Source organism: Candidatus Mesenet endosymbiont of Agriotes lineatus, assembly GCF_964019585.1.
In the GTDB taxonomy this organism is placed as follows: Bacteria; Pseudomonadota; Alphaproteobacteria; order Rickettsiales; family Anaplasmataceae; genus Mesenet.
Genome location: NZ_OZ026454.1, coordinates 1,028,172 through 1,045,924 on the forward strand (window position 1 = coordinate 1,028,172; position 17,753 = coordinate 1,045,924).

Annotated in this window: 7 protein-coding genes; 1 reads left to right on the forward strand and 6 read right to left on the reverse strand. The window is 31.5% G+C overall.

The genetic code is table 11. From position 1 onward, the window contains the following. Positions 1 to 714: 714 nt before the first annotated feature. From AACL19_RS04800 to AACL19_RS04820, 5 genes are all read right to left on the reverse strand, one after another. Complete coding sequence (locus tag AACL19_RS04800) at positions 715 to 846, reverse strand: hypothetical protein (protein WP_339045374.1); 132 nt, start codon at positions 844 to 846, stop codon at positions 715 to 717. Positions 847 to 869: 23 nt separating this feature from the next. After that, the gene (locus tag AACL19_RS04805; RefSeq protein ID WP_339045375.1) at positions 870 to 992 is read right to left on the reverse strand and encodes a hypothetical protein; all 123 of its coding nucleotides are present in this window, start codon (positions 990 to 992) and stop codon (positions 870 to 872) included. 95 nt (positions 993 to 1,087) lie between these two features. Then, positions 1,088 to 4,174: an efflux RND transporter permease subunit gene (locus AACL19_RS04810; RefSeq protein ID WP_339045376.1), complete on the reverse strand. Its 3,087-nt coding sequence runs from the start codon at positions 4,172 to 4,174 to the stop codon at positions 1,088 to 1,090. Between the two features lie 112 nt (positions 4,175 to 4,286). After that, positions 4,287 to 5,054: a hypothetical protein gene (locus tag AACL19_RS04815; RefSeq protein ID WP_339045377.1), complete on the reverse strand. Its 768-nt coding sequence runs from the start codon at positions 5,052 to 5,054 to the stop codon at positions 4,287 to 4,289. 112 nt (positions 5,055 to 5,166) lie between these two features. Further along, positions 5,167 to 6,390, reverse strand: coding sequence for an aspartate kinase (locus AACL19_RS04820; RefSeq protein ID WP_339045378.1), 1,224 nt, complete (start codon positions 6,388 to 6,390; stop codon positions 5,167 to 5,169). 93 nt (positions 6,391 to 6,483) lie between these two features. Between AACL19_RS04820 and mtaB the strand changes: the two genes are divergently transcribed. Continuing rightward, positions 6,484 to 7,725, forward strand: a complete 1,242-nt coding sequence (gene mtaB, locus AACL19_RS04825) for a tRNA (N(6)-L-threonylcarbamoyladenosine(37)-C(2))-methylthiotransferase MtaB (RefSeq protein WP_339046684.1) — start codon at positions 6,484 to 6,486, stop codon at positions 7,723 to 7,725. A 68-nt stretch (positions 7,726 to 7,793) separates the two neighbouring features. Here the strand turns inward: mtaB and AACL19_RS04830 are convergent, their stop codons facing one another. Then, entirely contained in the window at positions 7,794 to 17,102 is a 9,309-nt protein-coding gene (locus AACL19_RS04830; protein WP_339045379.1) for an ankyrin repeat domain-containing protein, read from the reverse strand. Positions 17,103 to 17,753 lie beyond the last annotated feature (651 nt).

Sequence of the window (17,753 nt, forward strand, 5' to 3'; positions counted from 1 at the left end):
TCTTGTCTTTTTTTGACTACCTGTAGCTCTATCTCATAAGCTCAAATGAATCTGTGTTTTAAACTTTTCTACTTCTTCATTCTCATTTATTTTCTATTTCACCTTCTAAACTTGCTTCTATTGATCAGTGGCTCCTACTTTGCCAGTTAGCGACTTCGGATGGACGATAATATATTAACTCTTTATCTATACCTGCCTTTTCACTCCACTTCTTAAAATAATCATGCGCTATTTTGGAAACTCTTTAGGGCCACTGACTTCAAAACGTACAATACTCCACACAATACATCATATAAATTGAGCTTTTTCCGATAGGACTCTAGAGCTGGTGCAATTATTTCACTTGACTTATATCGCTTGGATATGAATTACTCATATATTTTTCATATAAAATTATTCTGACTTTATCATATCTTTAAGATCGCGTACAGGTTCTAAGAGGTCATTTGGAAGTTCATCCATATTGTTTGGAACTACCATACCAGGCATTATTCCTGTGCCTTAGATGCCATTTATCATTAATAAACAAAATAGTTTTAAATTACTCATACAATTTTTAGCTTAGACTCTTCACAATCCACCATATATTGAAAAGCACTCCGATAACTAATTGAGCATGGAAAATATTTTAGGGTTGTAATGTACACTTCACCATATTTGATCAGTTTCTTACTAAAGAGATAGCCATTAATACAATACAGTAAATTTAAACTTTTAAGCAGGACACTGATTTTTTAGCAATTCGAGCATAAATGGCTTATATCTTAAAAAATCGTCATACATTTGATCATTGCCATAGCAAAATGCAATATTAACTACCTTGCTATCATAACCATTCTCTACCAATGCAGTTAACAAATCAGGTTATTTTACAACTCTTTAAAATAATTAAACTCTAATATTCCATTGATAATTTCACTTGAACACCCCTGCTCTTTTAACCAATCTATAAAATATTTGTTATTTCCTAACCTATCTAATTTACTATGCATTTGCTCCTCCTACGCAAAAGCCACTTTAATATATAGTAATTTATTTTAAATAATAAGTAAAGATATTAATTATAATGTTACTTGTTTATTAACATCTATTCACTTGCTCCTTTATATTTTTTACAGTAAAGCAATGCTGGTGTAAAAAATAAAGTAAGTGCTGTAGCAAGGATTAGGCCGCTTGCTATCGTAATTGAAAGATGGGTCCACCATTGGCTTGCAGGAGCATTGTACGTAATTTTACGTTTAAAAAAATTAATACTAATTTTTGTGATCATAGGCAATAAACCTAACCCTGTTGTTGCTACAGTAAGTAATATTGGCCTAACTCTTGAGATACAAGCTCTAATTATAGCTTCTTTTACGCCATAAAGTTTTAGTTTATTTTCAAAAGAATCAATCAGTAATATGTTATTGTTTACTATAATTCCAGCAAGAGCGATAATTCCAACACCCCCCATTACAATGCCAAATACTTGCTTTAGCAGCAGTAAACTGCAAAAAACACAAGTTGTAGATAAAAATACTGCAGTCATAACAATAAAAGTGTTATAAACACTATTAAATTCTGTAACGAGCACTAAGATCATAAGCATTATTGCAAGTATAAATGCTTTCAGTAAAAAAGCTTGAGCTTCGTTTTGATCTTTACTCTCACCTTTAAAATCAACTATAACTTCCTTATCCCAATCTTTTTGCAGTTTAATAAATTCTATTTGCTCACTAGCTAAATACCCAGAAGCAACGTCAGCAGAAACTGTAAGCATGCGCATTCCATCTGTTCTGTTTATTCTACTAATTTTATTTTTAGGGCTACGCTGAGTAAAAATGCTAATAGGAGATGGACCTTCTTTTGTGCTAACAAATAAATTATCTAAAGTTTTAAGGTTGCGATTTTCCTTAGGAAAACGAGCAATAATATCAATTTCTTCATCAAGATTATTTGGCCTATACTTTCCAATTATCACGCCACTAGTTACCATTTTTATAAATTCACCAACAACTGTAATGTCAGTTCCAGAAAGCATAGCCTTGCTGCGGTCAATATCTATATCCCACTCAATTTCGGGTGACGCGCGACTATCTTGAATATTGATAAACCCTGGTAAGTTATGCATCAGCGTTAAAATTTTACTTAATGCTGCTTCCATTTTTGCCCAAGATTTTGAACTTAGATTGATTTGTATTGGTTTATCTCCTTGTGGTCCCATTTTTTCTTCTTGAACTTCAATTACGACTCCTTTAATGTTCTGCATACGATTTCTAATATCATCTATTACATTACAAGCTTTACGACGCAGGTGCCAATTGGCAAATTCCAGTTGGATTTTAGCTATCATATCATCTGAACTTTCTTCTGATGTGAATAGTCCAGATCTTGCATAAAAAATCTTAATTTCATCCTTCATATCTAATATGTGATCCTCAACCTCCCTAAGTATAAGATCACGTTCTTTAACTGATAGATTACCTTTAGCTCTAACATTTATTACTGCGTTGTCTGGTTCTATACTTGGAAAGAATTCCACACCTGAACCAAATTTAAAGTAAACTATACTTACTGATATTAAAACAGTTATGGTAATGAAAATAAATCTTTTTGGGTTATTCAAGACTTTATTTAAAACACTTACGTAAGCTTTGAGGAAAGTGCTAGTTTTTTCTAGGCTGCCACTTTCTATGGCATTCATTTTTTCAACTTTTTCTGGCAGAGTTGTGGATGGCTTGCCAAATATTGCACCTAAAGTAGGAGTGAAGATTAAAGCTATAACTAAGGAACTACTTAAAGTTGCAATTAAAGTGATGGGTATATATTTCATAAATTCGCCAGTTACCCCTGGCCAAAATAAAAGTGGAATAAACACAGCCAATTTTGTTAAAGTGGCAGAAGTTACAGGCCAGAACATATCGGTTGCAGCTGCCCTAAATGCCTCACTTGGGTTTAATCCACTAATCATTTTTCTGTCAGCATATTCGTTCACTACAATTGAATCATCAACTAGCATGCCAACAGCCATAATTAAGCTAAACAGTACTACTATATTGAGCGTGATTCCCATAAAATGAAGTATGATAATACCAAGCAAAAATGATCCTGGAATTGCTAAAGAAACCAGCATAGATATCCTTGTGCCCATAGTCAGCATCATAACAATAAGTATAAGCAGCATAGAAAATATTATGCTGTTCTCAAGGTCATCGATAATATCTATGATTTTATCTGACTGATCTTGCATATAAACTACAGATAAATTTTTTGGAAGTTCCGCTTTACTAATTAGACTCTTTACTTGATTTATAGTCTCTATAACATTTGCACCTGTACGCTTTGAGACTTCAAATACAATAGCTGGCTTGCCGTTTATACGAGCAAACCCTTTTCTATCTTCAAATTTATAATATACTTTTGCTACATCTGCTACTGTAACTACAGCATCTCCTTGCACTCTTAGTGGCACTTTTAGTATGTCTTTTACATCTTTAAATGTACCTGATATTTTTATTGAATATCTACCAGTATCACCTTCTAGTACTCCAGCTCCAATTAATCTGTTATTGTGCGCTATTGCATTTAAGATTTCATCAAGCTGCAGGTTATAGCTGTTAAATACGCTAGGCTTAATTATAACCTCAACTATTTCTTTGCGTATGCCTGCAACTTCAACACTCAAAACGTTGGGTAGAGTCTCTATTGCATTTTTTAAATTACGTGTTATTTCATTTAACGTTCTCTCTGGCAAATTTCCAATTAAACCAACATTTATAACCGAAAATAGGCTTAAATTTACTTCATGTGCTGCTAGGTGATCTGCTTCACTTGGTAGTTTTGAGCGTATATTATCCATTTTTGCTCTTACGTCTTCCAAAGCTTTCTTGCTATCAAACCCAACTTTAAATTTAAGTGTAACATATGCACGGTCATCGGTTGCAACTGACGATATCTCCTCAATGCCTTGAATTGACTTAAGTTCATTTTCCATAGGAATTGCAAGTAGGCGTTCACTATCCTCAGGAGGGATACCTTGCAAATTTACAGAAACATTAATAATAGGTATTTGGATATCTGGATTAGTCTCACGTGGCATCTGCACATAAGAATAAATACCAATAAAAAAAATCATAAGCAGTAGCAATAGAGTTGCTCTATTACGACCTACAAATACTTCAATTATTCCTTTCATAGTTACATTATTATGCCTTTATAAAATACAACAACAAGCTAAAAATAATTTAATTAGTAGATATTATAGGAATAGAGATCCAAATCTTCTACACAACAACTGAATGTTAATATTAGTGACTTAGCCTTTTAAATTGGGCACAAGTAAAAATTGCTGTTGAAGCTGATATTTGAGATCTTTGTAGAGAAGTGTTATGATTTATCAATATAAACGAATTAACTATCGTGTATATACCTTTTTCTATTTCTTGTGTTGTTGCTGCTCTTGAATATACAAAAACTTCATTTTTAAAATGATCCGAATAATTATGTGGATTAATAAATTTTTCAGCCTGCTCATTTAACTCTTCTTCTGTGCAGCGTGATAATTCCTCATTTTTAAATTGAATGTATTGTTCAAGCTTATTAGCATCAAATTTTAATCTGTTGAATGCACATAAGTTGATTAACGTTAATTTAACGTCACTTTGTAATATATGATTACGCCTACAATATCTATCAATTTTCCCCTTTATTGAATAAAATCTTATTAATGAGTCATATGGATTTTTTTGCCCTTTAGTAGAACAGAGACGTAATAAGAATACATCATTCTTTCTACAAGACGTTTGAGTGAATACAGAATTAAATAAACTAGCAAATCTCTTTAGAGATCTTCCTTTTGTTAAATCTATATTAGTAATCTCAATATGCAAATTTTTTTCTTCACGGTTATTAATATAGATAAAATTAGTGGAAACTTTAACTTGTTTATTGATGTCAGTATTAGAATCACTATGACCCATAGCAATGGCACTATGCAATATAGAGGTACTATATTTATCTTTAAAATAAGAGATTAGATAGTCACGAGAATAAAAACCTATATCACAACCTAACATACCCCCCCTAAAGAATATAAATTTTACTAACATCGTTAGCAAAATCAAGAAAGTAAATTATAGATTATAATGCGATATATGTATTTAATATTTACACTACCATAGTAAAAATTTAAGAAATCGATTCGCTAGAATCTAAATCATATACGGTATGCAGTGCCCTGACAGCAAGTTCTGCATAATCTTCCGGGATTAGAACACTAATTTTTATCTCTGACGTTGTAATTGCTAGAATATTAATTCCCTTCTCATTTAGAGTTTTAAACATTTGATAAGCAACTCCAGAATGTGAAAGCATCCCTACCCCAATTATAGAGACCTTAGCTACAGATTCATCTATAGATAAACTATCATATAAAATTTTATCTTTATTCTCCTTGAGCAAGTTTTTAGTTTGACTTACATCTGTTCTTTGTATTGTAAAGGTAATATCGTTTTTTTCGTTATTCATATTTTGTGATATCATATCAACATTGATGTTAGCTTTAGCTATAAGCTCAAAAACAGGCAAAAACCCAAAAGGAACCTTTTTTAAAGTCACACTTGCTTCATGTACATCACACGTAATTCCTGTAATTAAATTTCTTTCCACAACTTCCTCCTTACTTAACAAAAGTGTACCCTTACTTTGTGCAAAAGTAGACAATATATTTATTTTTATATTGTATTTCATCGCCAGCTCAACGCAGCGTATTTGCAAGACTTTAGCTCCTAGAGACGACATCTCGAGCATTTCTTCATAGGAAATACTATCAAGTTTTCTTGCCTTTGAAACGACATTTGGATCAGCAGTATATATCCCATCAACGTCAGTGTAAATTTCACATATTTTTGCACCTAAAGCTGCAGCTATGGCAATCGCAGATGTATCTGACCCTCCTCTTCCTAAGGTTGTGATTCTGTTATTATGTACTCCCTGGAATCCAGCAACAATGGCAACTGAATAATTCTTAAAGGATGCTTTTAGTTTATCAACTTGAATGTCTTTAATCCTTGCTTTACCGTAAGCATCATCAGTATTAATAGATATTTGCCAACCAAGCCATGACTTTGCTTTTATGCCCAAAGATTCAAGAGCAAGAGTTAAAAAACCACAAGAAATTTGCTCACCAGCAGAGAGTACAACGTCACGTTCTGATAACTCTTCTTGACTATAGCTTAGGTTTGAAAGCTGAGTTATTTTACTGATCATCTCATTTGTAAAACTAGCCATAGCTGAAACTACTGCAATTACACTTTTGCCTTTATCCACATCATCTTTTATTAGCTTAGCAACATGTAAAATACAGTTTAAATCTGCTACGGAAGTGCCACCAAATTTTTTAACAAGAATCATCCAAAAACTTTTAATGATAAATTATATATTTTAAGGCTATTTGAAGATACAGCACTTATAAAGTATAGTATTTAATATACTTATATGTTTAACATGAATGAAATAGTAACATTTGGTTGCCGTCTTAACTTTTATGAAAGTGAATTAATCAAGGATGCTCTAAAAAAGGCAAGTAGGGATAATGTCACTGTGGTTCATAGTTGTGCTGTAACAAATGAAGCAGAGCGTCAAGTAAAACAAAAGATACGTAAAATTCATAAGCAAAACCCGGCCGCTGAAATTATAGTAGTTGGTTGCGCTGTACAGCTTGACCCTACATCTTACATTAAAATCCCTGGAGTTACTCAAGTACTTGGTAATGATGATAAATTAAATTATGAAAATTACTTACCTAGCAGTGAAAAGGTTATAGTCAGCGACATAAATAATGTACGTAAGCTCAGCCCTCCTCTTATCAATAGTTTTGCAGATAAAGCAAGAGCTTTTATAGAAATTCAAAATGGCTGTAATCACAGCTGCACATTTTGTTCAATAACTCACGCAAGGGGTAATAATCGCTCTGTACCAATTAGTAACATCATAAAACAAATAAAAATATTTCTTGAAAAAGGGTATCAAGAAATAGTATTTACAGGAGTTGATATCACAGATTTTGGTACAGATTTATTTGGCAAGCCTTCTTTAGGTTTAATGATAAAGAGAGTGTTAAAAGAAGTGCCAGAACTTAAAAGGCTTAGGTTATCGTCAGTAGATATAGCAGAGGTTGATGATGAATTGCTAGAACTTATAACACGAGAGTTACGTCTTATGCCACATCTACATTTAAGTCTACAATCGGGGAATGATTTAATCCTTAAAAGAATGAAGCGTAGACATAGCAGAGAACAAACAATTAGATTTTGCCAGAAAATCAAAAAATGTAGAAGTAACGTTGCTTTTGGAGCTGATATCATCGCTGGCTTTCCAACAGAAAGTGACCAGATGTTTGAAGACACTGTAAGTCTTTTAGAAGAAATTGATGTCGTTTATCTTCATGTTTTTCCCTATTCAAATAGAAAAAATACACCAGCTGAAAGAATGCCACAGGTGCCCATCCATATACGTAAAGAAAGAGCAAATTATTTAAGAAGTTTAGGCAAAATCAGACTTGAAAAATTCAACAGATCGCTTATTGGCTCCTCACAAAGTATCTTAATTGAACAAAAACATATAGGCAGAGCAGAAAATTTTGCTCTTGTAAAATTTGAACATGATATTGCAATTAAGAGTATTGCAGAAGTTAAAATTACCGCTGCAGATGGAAATTACCTCTTTGAAAAATTATCTCAAATGTAACTGAAAAGGAAATATTTAAAAAACCATACGCCAAGGTATTATAAGAAATGCTTTGTATGTTTTGGATATTATCTCCCATGCCCGTGTTTGTTGTTACCTGAACTTAAAATTGGAGGAAGTGATGGTTTATTTCCAGTTCTTAAATTTTGTTCATTTTTATAATAAGTATCTAATTTATCAAACTTTTCTCTTGCTTTAGGACCCATATGATTTTTCGTGTTTTGTGCAGAAACTAGACTCTTTATTACCATTTGAATTTCATTTAACTTAGGCTCATATTTCTCTACCATTATAAGTTTAGCTTGATTGTATACCTCTGATTTACCTAACAAACGATTATTTTTTTGTTTTTCTGATTTACAACTATCTTTTGCTCCTTTTTCCTGCTCCTCTATCTCAAATTTTATATCACCCAATTCAATTCCACTGTCTTTTATCATATATTCTTCACTAGATGATTGATCATTCTCCACGTTTATTTTTGACTTCTCCGATTCGTAACTATCCCTAGTACCTTTTTCTTCTTGGTTTGGTGAACTAACAACTGATCCATATCCTGAGTCAGGAGTATTAACATTTGTATTGTCATTATGATCAATATCTAATTCAAGCTTCATTTCCTTTTTTAAAGCCTGGTTACTCTTGTCTGCAACGCCCTTCAAACCTTCTGCTATTTCTTTTATAACCTCTTTTACACCATCATAGAAATTTTTCTTCCCCTTATTAGTCAATTTTTCCACCTGTTGAGGATGAACATTTTTAACTTCTTGTTTATTTGATATTAAAGCTTGAATACTCTCTTCCACAATACCTTCTAAACCCTCTTCTATTCCTTTGACAGCCTGACTTACATCTTTATAGAAATTTTTACTTTTTTCGCCTTCACCGCTTAATAAACCATCTGACATTAATCTTTCTAGCGAAGCAGGATTAATTTTGCTTGGATCTACTTTCTTTAACCCCTTATTTGGCCGAGCTAATCTTTGCTCTAATTCACTTTTCAACTTATTTGAATCGGAACGTTGCTCTTGAGATAAAACATTCTTTAGCCCATAATTTTTTTGATTAAATCTTTGCCCTAATTCATTTAAATTTTTAGAGAACTTGTCATTAATGTCATCATTCATACCTAACCTACTAATTGATTGATTATTTTTTACCCCCAATCGTGTAGATTTTCCTTGCTCACTACCTGCTGCTTCAGCTGTAAACCCTTGATTAGGCACATCAGCATCAGCATCAGCTGTTGTCGCGTTATTTGATTGAGATTGCAATTGTTGATTGATATCTGGTGGATCTATTTGAGCATCTTCAATTGTTTCCCCTATCTCATCGCCTTTGCTATTCCTTCTTGAATAATTTGGTGTATTATTTTCGGGGCTTTTCTGAACTCTCTCTTGCTCTTTACTTTGAGTTTGCTTCTTTTCTTGTACGCCCTGATCACGCCAACGCCCTCTCATTAAAGCTTCCTTTAAAGGAATACCACCTATATATACTTCATTTTTATATTCATCTTGACTATCTACTTTCTTCCACAATTTTTCTATATAATCCTTGTACTTAGAGTGATCTCTTTTAAATTCTTCTTTTCTATCCTTATATTCTGAAAGATTATCTTTAACCTCTACCCTCATTATTTTATGGCTAGTTTCAGCAGGTTCTATAGTTCCATAAGCACTTACAAGCACTGTTATACTTTGTTCTCTGGATAACCACACTTTAATTTTTGTCGGGTGATGCACCTTTTTACTACTTTCTTCGCTTATACCATCTTCAAAGATTACATAATTTCTCTTACCACCCATAGACTTTTGAACATAACCTTTACATCCATCTATATCAAAGTAGCTGGTAGTTAAGTGATTTGATTTACAGACATCACTATTTAAAAATTGACTACTCTTAAACGTTCCATTCTTTATTTTAGCAAAAACAACGCTACCACTTATATCTAAGTCCAACTCTAAAGGACTATCTTTATTCTTTAACTTGATAAAATTGCTTGCTTCATTTAATAACTTATGCTTCATACCATAGAAATCTGACCTACCACTCGCAATAGTAAATAAAATCTTCTCCTGAATCTCTCCTTCTATAGATTCTATTACTTCACTTATCTCACCTCTTTCTTTATTTTCTTCCTCCTCCTTATAGCGGCCAAAAAAAGCACCACGTGATGTCAAATAATGAACTAAATCTATATGCTCTTGGCTACCTTGGTTATCACGCAAGAAAATTAATAGTTCATGCATAGCAGTTCTACCACTGCTATTAACTTGATTAATATTAGCACCAGATTTTAACACAGTTAATACCGTTTTTCGGTCACCACTTATCACCGCAGCATGAAGTGGAGATTGCCTTTCCTCACTTGGAGCTCTAAATCTATTTAATGCATATTTTTCGATGACATGTTCAAATAAATCACTGTTTTTGCTACTAGCAGCGTTTACTAAAATTAAGTTTAAATCACATTCATCGGTAAAAGTATTTTTACCAAATTCTTTTTCTAGCTTTTTAAATATGTTTAAACCACCCTCAACTTTTGACAGAGCCTCTACAACATTATCACCATTACTATTTCTTTGCTTAAAAAACAGCTCATTACACAACTTAAAATTTCTACTGCCATTTAATCCACGAGCAACATCAAGTAAAATGCGCTCTAGCATTTTATTAGTATCGCTTCCACCATAATTAGCAGCAGCTTCCTCTATAGCTCTATGCAAAAAATTACACCTTTTTTCATCAGTTTTATCTGATGCTGATCTTAAATCGTTGCTTTTTAACAGTTCTTTAAAGCACTTAGACTTCTTATCAAAAAGATAATCATTTGACAAATCACCATTAAAGCATGAAGAAACAACACTATGAAACGGATTAAAGAGTGTTCCATAGTATTTTTTATAACCTTTTTCATTATTATGGATAATCTTTGCCAAATCATCAACTGAACCACTGTCTAATAGAGAATCTAATCCTTTTTCAAAATGTTCATGAATTTGCTCTTCAGTTTTTGCTAAGTTATCTACTGTTTGTTTAATCTCATTATTAACATTAACATCTTTAAGAATATCTTTTACTGATTTACCTTCTTTATTTTTCTTAATTAGAGAAAAACCTTGATCAATCAAAGGCTGAATGTAACCGATAAGTGTATTATCTTTTTCAGCTATTTGTGCTAATTTATGCAGCAAAGTGTTTCCTTCACTGTCGACAAATCTAGGATCCCATAAATTTTCGTTCTCTAAAATGATTCCCCTTATAAAAGGCAACTCATTGCTAGTAAAAACACGATCAGCAATTGATTTGCCATCTAAGTCTTTACAGTTTGTATAGAATACGTCTTGTGATATTCTCGCCTCAAGTAAATTATTTGCATCAAATTTATAACCCTTAATTTTTTTATCTAATTCTGCTATTTTTCTATTATATGAACTGTAACAAGAAGCCAGGTGGTTAAATTCTGCATCTACTATTTTATTTTTATCTTCTTCTGACTGTGATCCTTTAAGCTGCTGAATATATGAGCCAAAATTAATAAAGGGATTCTCTTCTAGTACAGAGCCTATCTTCATTCTAGCACCTTCTTCTATATCATCTTCTTTAAATTTAGAGTCATTTTTAAGATAATGTTGAGAGCAATACTCACAGTAATACTTATAAGCTGCCTTTTCAATATCGGAGACTGAGCTATTAGTGTCAATATTCTGGATAATTGCTTCACAAGCTTCTAGCGTATTTCTCCTATCTCTGTAATAATTTATTTCTTTCTGCCATGATGGATATTCTGACCTTTGTTTTAAAAAAGTATCAAATTTCCGATTTAATTCCTCTTGCTGTACAAAAACATTCTTCCTGGCACTACTTACCTTTACTTCTTCTTCAACTAAAAAAAATTTGGAATTTGCATAAGAACCTTGATCTTTCACAAGAAAATTAAGCAATGTATTTACATCTATCTTACCAGATGAACCTTTCTGTGCTTTTATATGCAGAAAATTAAACGCATTTTGTAATAGGCTTTGCTTCTTTTCCTCAGTGTCTGATAAAACCTCTTTTATAGATTGTGATAAGACTTTTGTTTTACTTATATTATTAATATACTCCTGTGAATTTGAAGTAATAGTATTTGCAATAGTTCTACGAGCTCTAGTTTTAAACGTTGTACCAGTACCATCTCCAGCAATTGCATTGGCAATTTTATTAGCAATTTTTCCTTTTGTGTTATCAAAGACCATCCCTTTTATAGCATCAAAATTATTGGATAAAATTGCATTAGACAGGAGTTTTACTGCATCTTCTTCTGTGAATTGACCCTTTTTATGTTTAAACTCATTTTCCAAAAGTTGCTTTATAATTTTAGGAGCTTCGTTTTGATCTGTACATTTTGCTGCAGTAGCGAGCAAACCACTTCCTTCGTTATTAACATCTTCAATTAGTTTAGGATGATTCTTCAGCAGCTTTTGGTATTCATAATCGTCATCAGTAGAATCTTTCATAGCACTTAAAATTAATAAATGTGCTATACTATCACCAGCTTTGGTTTTAGATTTTAAATATCCACCTTCTTCCTTAAGTAAGTCATATATTTTCTGATGACCTAATTTAGCAGCCGTTTGAAATGGTGTATAACCTTTAGCATCATATTCATTAACAACAAGTTTTGTGTTTTCTTCATCACCTATTTTGTCTAGTACGGTTTTAACTATGTTCGTATTACCACTTCTTACTGCTACATGAAGAGCAGTTTCTTCTAGCTCATCAGATTTTTTAGTAATTACTTCAGATTCTATGTCATTTTCTATTTCTAGAAAGAAATCTAAATTATTACTATTAATTATATCATGGAGCAAAGTAGTGCCTTGACTCACTATAGAAAGAAGAGATCTATCTTTTCCTACTTGTGACCTTATAAACTTACTAATTTCACCAGCTTCTTTTGATCCTGCTTCATAAATACTACTTTTTACTACATCATTTAAAAATCCCAGTTTTAAGAGAGTTTTTTGCGATTTTTCATCTAACTTATTAAAGCTCTTAATCGATTTATCTGCTATCTTTGCTGTTAAATCTCTGCTAATTCCATTTCTTAACGCAAATTTAAGTGCCGTTTCTTCACTTACAAAATCATGATTTATGATTGCGCTACTGCTGCTATATTGCTCAAGCACCCAATGGCTTTGATCTATCAGTTTTTCTATTAGCTTATTATTACCAGATAGAATTGCCCTATGAAGAGGCATAGTTGCTTCTGGATTATATTTTAGAAGATCAATACACATATCAGCAAACCTGCTATTCTCCAAAGCAAGCTTAAAAGAAGTGATACCTTTATTATCCGGTTTATCAAAATCAGCTCCATTTTCTATTAAAAGTTCTACTACCTTCCTATTACCATTACTTATTGCTAAATGTAGTGGTGTTTTACCATCTTCATTTTGGAGATTTAGTATATTATTTTTAGGAAATTTATTAATGAAGTACTTCAAAGCATAAGTATTACCACACTTTGCAGCTTTATGTATAGGGGTTGTAAATCTTCCACTAAAGGTTTTGAAGTCTATTACTTGACCAAGCAAAAAATCAAATATTTCTTTATTGTTAGAATCTTTGGAAATTGAGGCTGTTAAAGCATTCATTAAGACTTTACTTGATACCTTGTTCTTTTCTTTTAGTAATTCAAGTATATGATTCGCTGTGTGTACATTATTATGCCCGCACGCAAGATTCAATAACTCAGATTTCTCTAACCTATTTTCTTTATCATAGCGATTATTGTAATTTAATAAATTTAACTGATCTTCTTTGTTCTTAATCTTTTCATTATATTCATCTTGTAAATTGAATACTCTCTCAATAACTCTTTCATTACCAAATGAAGCTGCTGATTTGATCAGTCTACAATCATTTGCAATCAACAAATTCCTTATAGTTTCTTTGTTATGATTTGCAATAACATCTAGAGCTTTTTCAAAAAAGCCATAATGACGACCTTTTTCTAAAGCTAAATCCAATGGACTTTTATTATCTTTATTAACCTGCAGTAGAGCCTTAACAAGTGATTTTTTATTATCTTTAAATTTAAAGAGTATATCATTTAGCAATTCTACTTTGTTTGACTGCAAAATTGTGTGTAATACATTATTTTTCTCTATCCCATATTGCTTATTAACTATAAAGCCATCTTTTAAATCAAGAAAATGGTTATACATTGGTAAATTATCAGCAATAATTGCAGCCTGAATTGGGCTACCAATAGAAGACATATCATCTAATGATGCCGAAATAGCAGTGCGTCCTTCTACTTTGCTGTAAGCTTTTTCTATTTCTTTCCAATGATCCGGTGTATCTAAAGCTGCAGTTAAAGTTATTATATTGTGACCATTACCATTTAAAAGCTTAGGATCTATCTTCTCCAAAGCAGCTTTAAACTTTTCCTCACTGCCAGAGTTAATAATATCAGCATAGAATGATAAATTACCATAGTCATTTATGTTAAAGTTTTTTACTTCTTTTTCTTGCTCTTTATTGTTGATGTAAGAACTAAAGACTAAATCTATTTTTAATCCATCTGATTCATTGAAATCTTTCTTGCGTAATATCCTCTTTAACTCTCTTGCTAAATCTTTAGCCCACGGATCTTTCCTGTTATTTATATTATCTACAAAACCTAAAAACTCAGACGGTACTTCACCTGCTATTTTACCATTTTTATCTTTATAAATTTCATTATGTTTATGAATAATATACCGAACAACTTCAGAATGAAAATTTTCAGCAGCAGCCTCCAATAAGCTCTTACCACTTACGTCTGTTTCATATATAATACCATTATCATAATTAATAAAAGCCTCTAACCTAGAGAAATCACCATTCCTTGCTGCAGTAAATACTGCCTTACATAAATCTCCACTCTCCTTTGTAATCCGCTTTGAATCTAAAAACTTCCCTATATCACCTACTGGTACAGAACACAAAAATTTGTACAACGATGAGTTATCAATCTTATATTTTTGTGGATTTGTTAATTCTGATTTGAATTTTTCCCTTATTTGTTTTATTTTTTCCTTCTGTTTACCATTTAATTGTAGCGGTTGAGGTTGCTGAATTTGAGCATCTAATCTTTCTCTTATAGGCTTAAACTGCTCCTCACCTAATGTTTGCTCAAGATCATCGATTTGTTTTACATTAACTTTAGTTTTATCTTGTGATAGCAAGAAAGCAATCTCTTGATCAAGAGTTGCATCTGTTACATTTTTATTTACTAATATAGATACAACCTTCTTTTTTTCCTCATTATTATCTTGACATAGATTAAAAATATTATTGATTGAATTATAACCGATAGTAACAATTTGCTCATCTAGAGAATTTTCTTTTCCTGCAAGAACCTTGTTTATTAAAGTTTGAGAAGGAATTGTATCAATTTTATCAATTATTGCTTCATCTATAGCTTGTACAGTTTGTACATGAGCATTTCTTATTTTTGAACAATTAAAATTTTCAAATCCCCGTCCATAATTAATCCTTCCACTCTCTTTAGCATCATTTATTAGACCAATAGGTAAAATCTGCTCAATATCAATTTTTTGATTATTACCTTCTAATAATCCTTGAAGCTTTTCCTTTTGAGAGTATATAGCCCTAGCAACCTCAGAAGAGATAGAACCACAAGAGTTATCATCACGTTGAATTTTGATAGTAGAAACATATACTGCACCATCTACAATTCCTTTTACGGCCTCATTAATAACTACAGAAGGCTCATTGGCTCCATAAGGATCAACTACTAATAGATTACGTCTTCCTTCCTCATTTTCAAAAAAGTAGAAAACAACCCAATGTGCACTACTTTCTCCTTTTTCATTAATAGGACTGCGTCTGATATATATAACATTCTTATCACACTTAGACACTTTCCTCAATTCATCAGATAGCGCTCGTTGCTGATCATCAGTACCAGGTTGAACAAATATCGTAGGAGAATCATCACTTTTTTTTATTACTAAATCAGCCAAAGAGGCTAAAATTCCACCAGTATCATACCACCCACGACTACCAACTGATGTGAATAAATTTACAATATTAGCAGAAATCTCCTCTTTTTGACTAATCTGATGAGATTCTCGACTGCTACCACCTCTAAATGAAACATCTATCTTTAATTGAGATGATTTTGCAGCTAATTTTGCAAATATCTCTGGATTATTTTTATATGCATAATCTAAAGGTGTGTTGCCTGCGCTATTTTGTCTTTCAAGTAAATCAGGTACTCTCTTTTTTTTCTCTAATTCAGCAAATGATAAATAGTATTTAACTAGTTTATATTGGTTAAGGCATTGATCGGCAAGTTTATCATCTGCATAATCTATTGCTAAATACATCATTTTACTGAATAGATTAAGCAACTCATCATTTACAAGATTACTGTTTTTAGTTCCGCACAATTTAATATAATCAGGCAAAATTTTTTCATCATTTTTAACAAAATCAGCGAATCTTTCAGGACATTTTTTAATAAGCTCTTCATGATTTTTGACAATAAAATCACCTTTGTCTTTTATTCCTAACGATTTTAGAAGATTGTCTTTACCATGTTCAATAGCAGAAAAAGCTATTTCAGTTCTTTCTTCCTCATGAGGGTTATCAGATAAAAAAGGATATAGCGATACATCATAATAGTTATTTTGAATAGCAAGGCTTATAGCATTTTGCTCATTATTATCTGTTTTTAAGAAATCATACTTCTTATCTTTAAGAATGTTTATAATTTCCCCAAATAACGCTTTATCACTCAACAAATCCTTATCTTTTAGCAATTTAACTACAGGAGTTTCTCCAATATTATTGACATTATGTAAAAGTGATTTTATCTTATCAGTTTTACATTTTTCTAAACACCACTTAAAATTCTTTAAGCTTGTAGCACAATGCAAAGCATTTTCACTATTATCATTGATCTTAAAAAGACATGCATGACCACCTAATTTTTCATATAGAAAATCTAGTGACTCCTCAGAAACATCTTTTAAAGAAAGTGCATGATGCAATAGGTTGTTACCATTTTTATCAAGTACAGACCAATTGACATTTTCATAATTTTTAAAAACCTCAAAGTAGTCTTTACCGGTATCGAGTGCTAAGAATAAAATCGAGTTACCATTTTTACTTATTGTTTTATTTTTTACTTCACCTTTAAATCTATTGAATATTAGCTCTAAAATCTTAACATCCTTCTTCTCTTTTAAACAATACTGCAATACTTCCGATATATCGCCAACATTAACCCAAAATTGCTTGCTATCTAGGAAATTCTTTACTGTTTTAGGATTATTAGAATCTATAACATCTTTAAAATTAGGTTGAGTAGACATAATTATTTGTAAATATAGTTAATATTAATGATTATACAAAAAAGTTACTATTTTATTAATAAAATAGATTAATTATTACTGCAGCTAATAAACATTATTCTAATATAAAACCATTAATTTATCAAAGTTTACACCTAAATATGCCTAAATCAATATACTTTTTATTAAAATACCACTATGTGTATGTAGTACACTAAGTGAGCGCAGTCACTAATACTAGGCAGTGTCCCTAAACCAATAAAAAATAGCTACTAGCGTTAAATAAACATTAGAATAGTTTTACAATATCTTGTTCTCTGAATTGTTTCATTTTATTGAACTACAATTTTCGTAAAATCGCATTCATATGGATGTTTTCTATTTTTTCTATTTGGTATAAATTCCTGACTTTTTAAGTATTTCTCTAAACTGTCATACCCTATATCTGCAATTAAATATTCACATAATCAATTAATTAAACTTAATTTGTTACCACTGATTTTTTAATCAAATGCATCAACTTTTATATGAATTTTAGTACAATTCCATTTTTCCCACCGCTACTATGCTATAGTGGATATTCCATTCGTATCTTTTTTTCTAGAATCTTTTTTAGCCAAATTATAATACCGATTATAAACACTTTTCCATATGAATATGGCCGATGGTGCT

Coding starts and splice junctions, on each gene's coding strand:
- mtaB (WP_339046684.1), top strand. CDS start 6,484: ATGAATGAAATAGTAACATTTGGTTGCCGTCTTAACTTTTATGAAAGT.
- AACL19_RS04820 (WP_339045378.1), bottom strand. CDS start 6,390: ATGATTCTTGTTAAAAAATTTGGTGGCACTTCCGTAGCAGATTTAAAC.
- AACL19_RS04805 (WP_339045375.1), bottom strand. CDS start 992: ATGCATAGTAAATTAGATAGGTTAGGAAATAACAAATATTTTATAGAT.
- AACL19_RS04810 (WP_339045376.1), bottom strand. CDS start 4,174: ATGAAAGGAATAATTGAAGTATTTGTAGGTCGTAATAGAGCAACTCTA.
- AACL19_RS04830 (WP_339045379.1), bottom strand. CDS start 17,102: ATGTCTACTCAACCTAATTTTAAAGATGTTATAGATTCTAATAATCCT.
- AACL19_RS04815 (WP_339045377.1), bottom strand. CDS start 5,054: ATGTTAGGTTGTGATATAGGTTTTTATTCTCGTGACTATCTAATCTCT.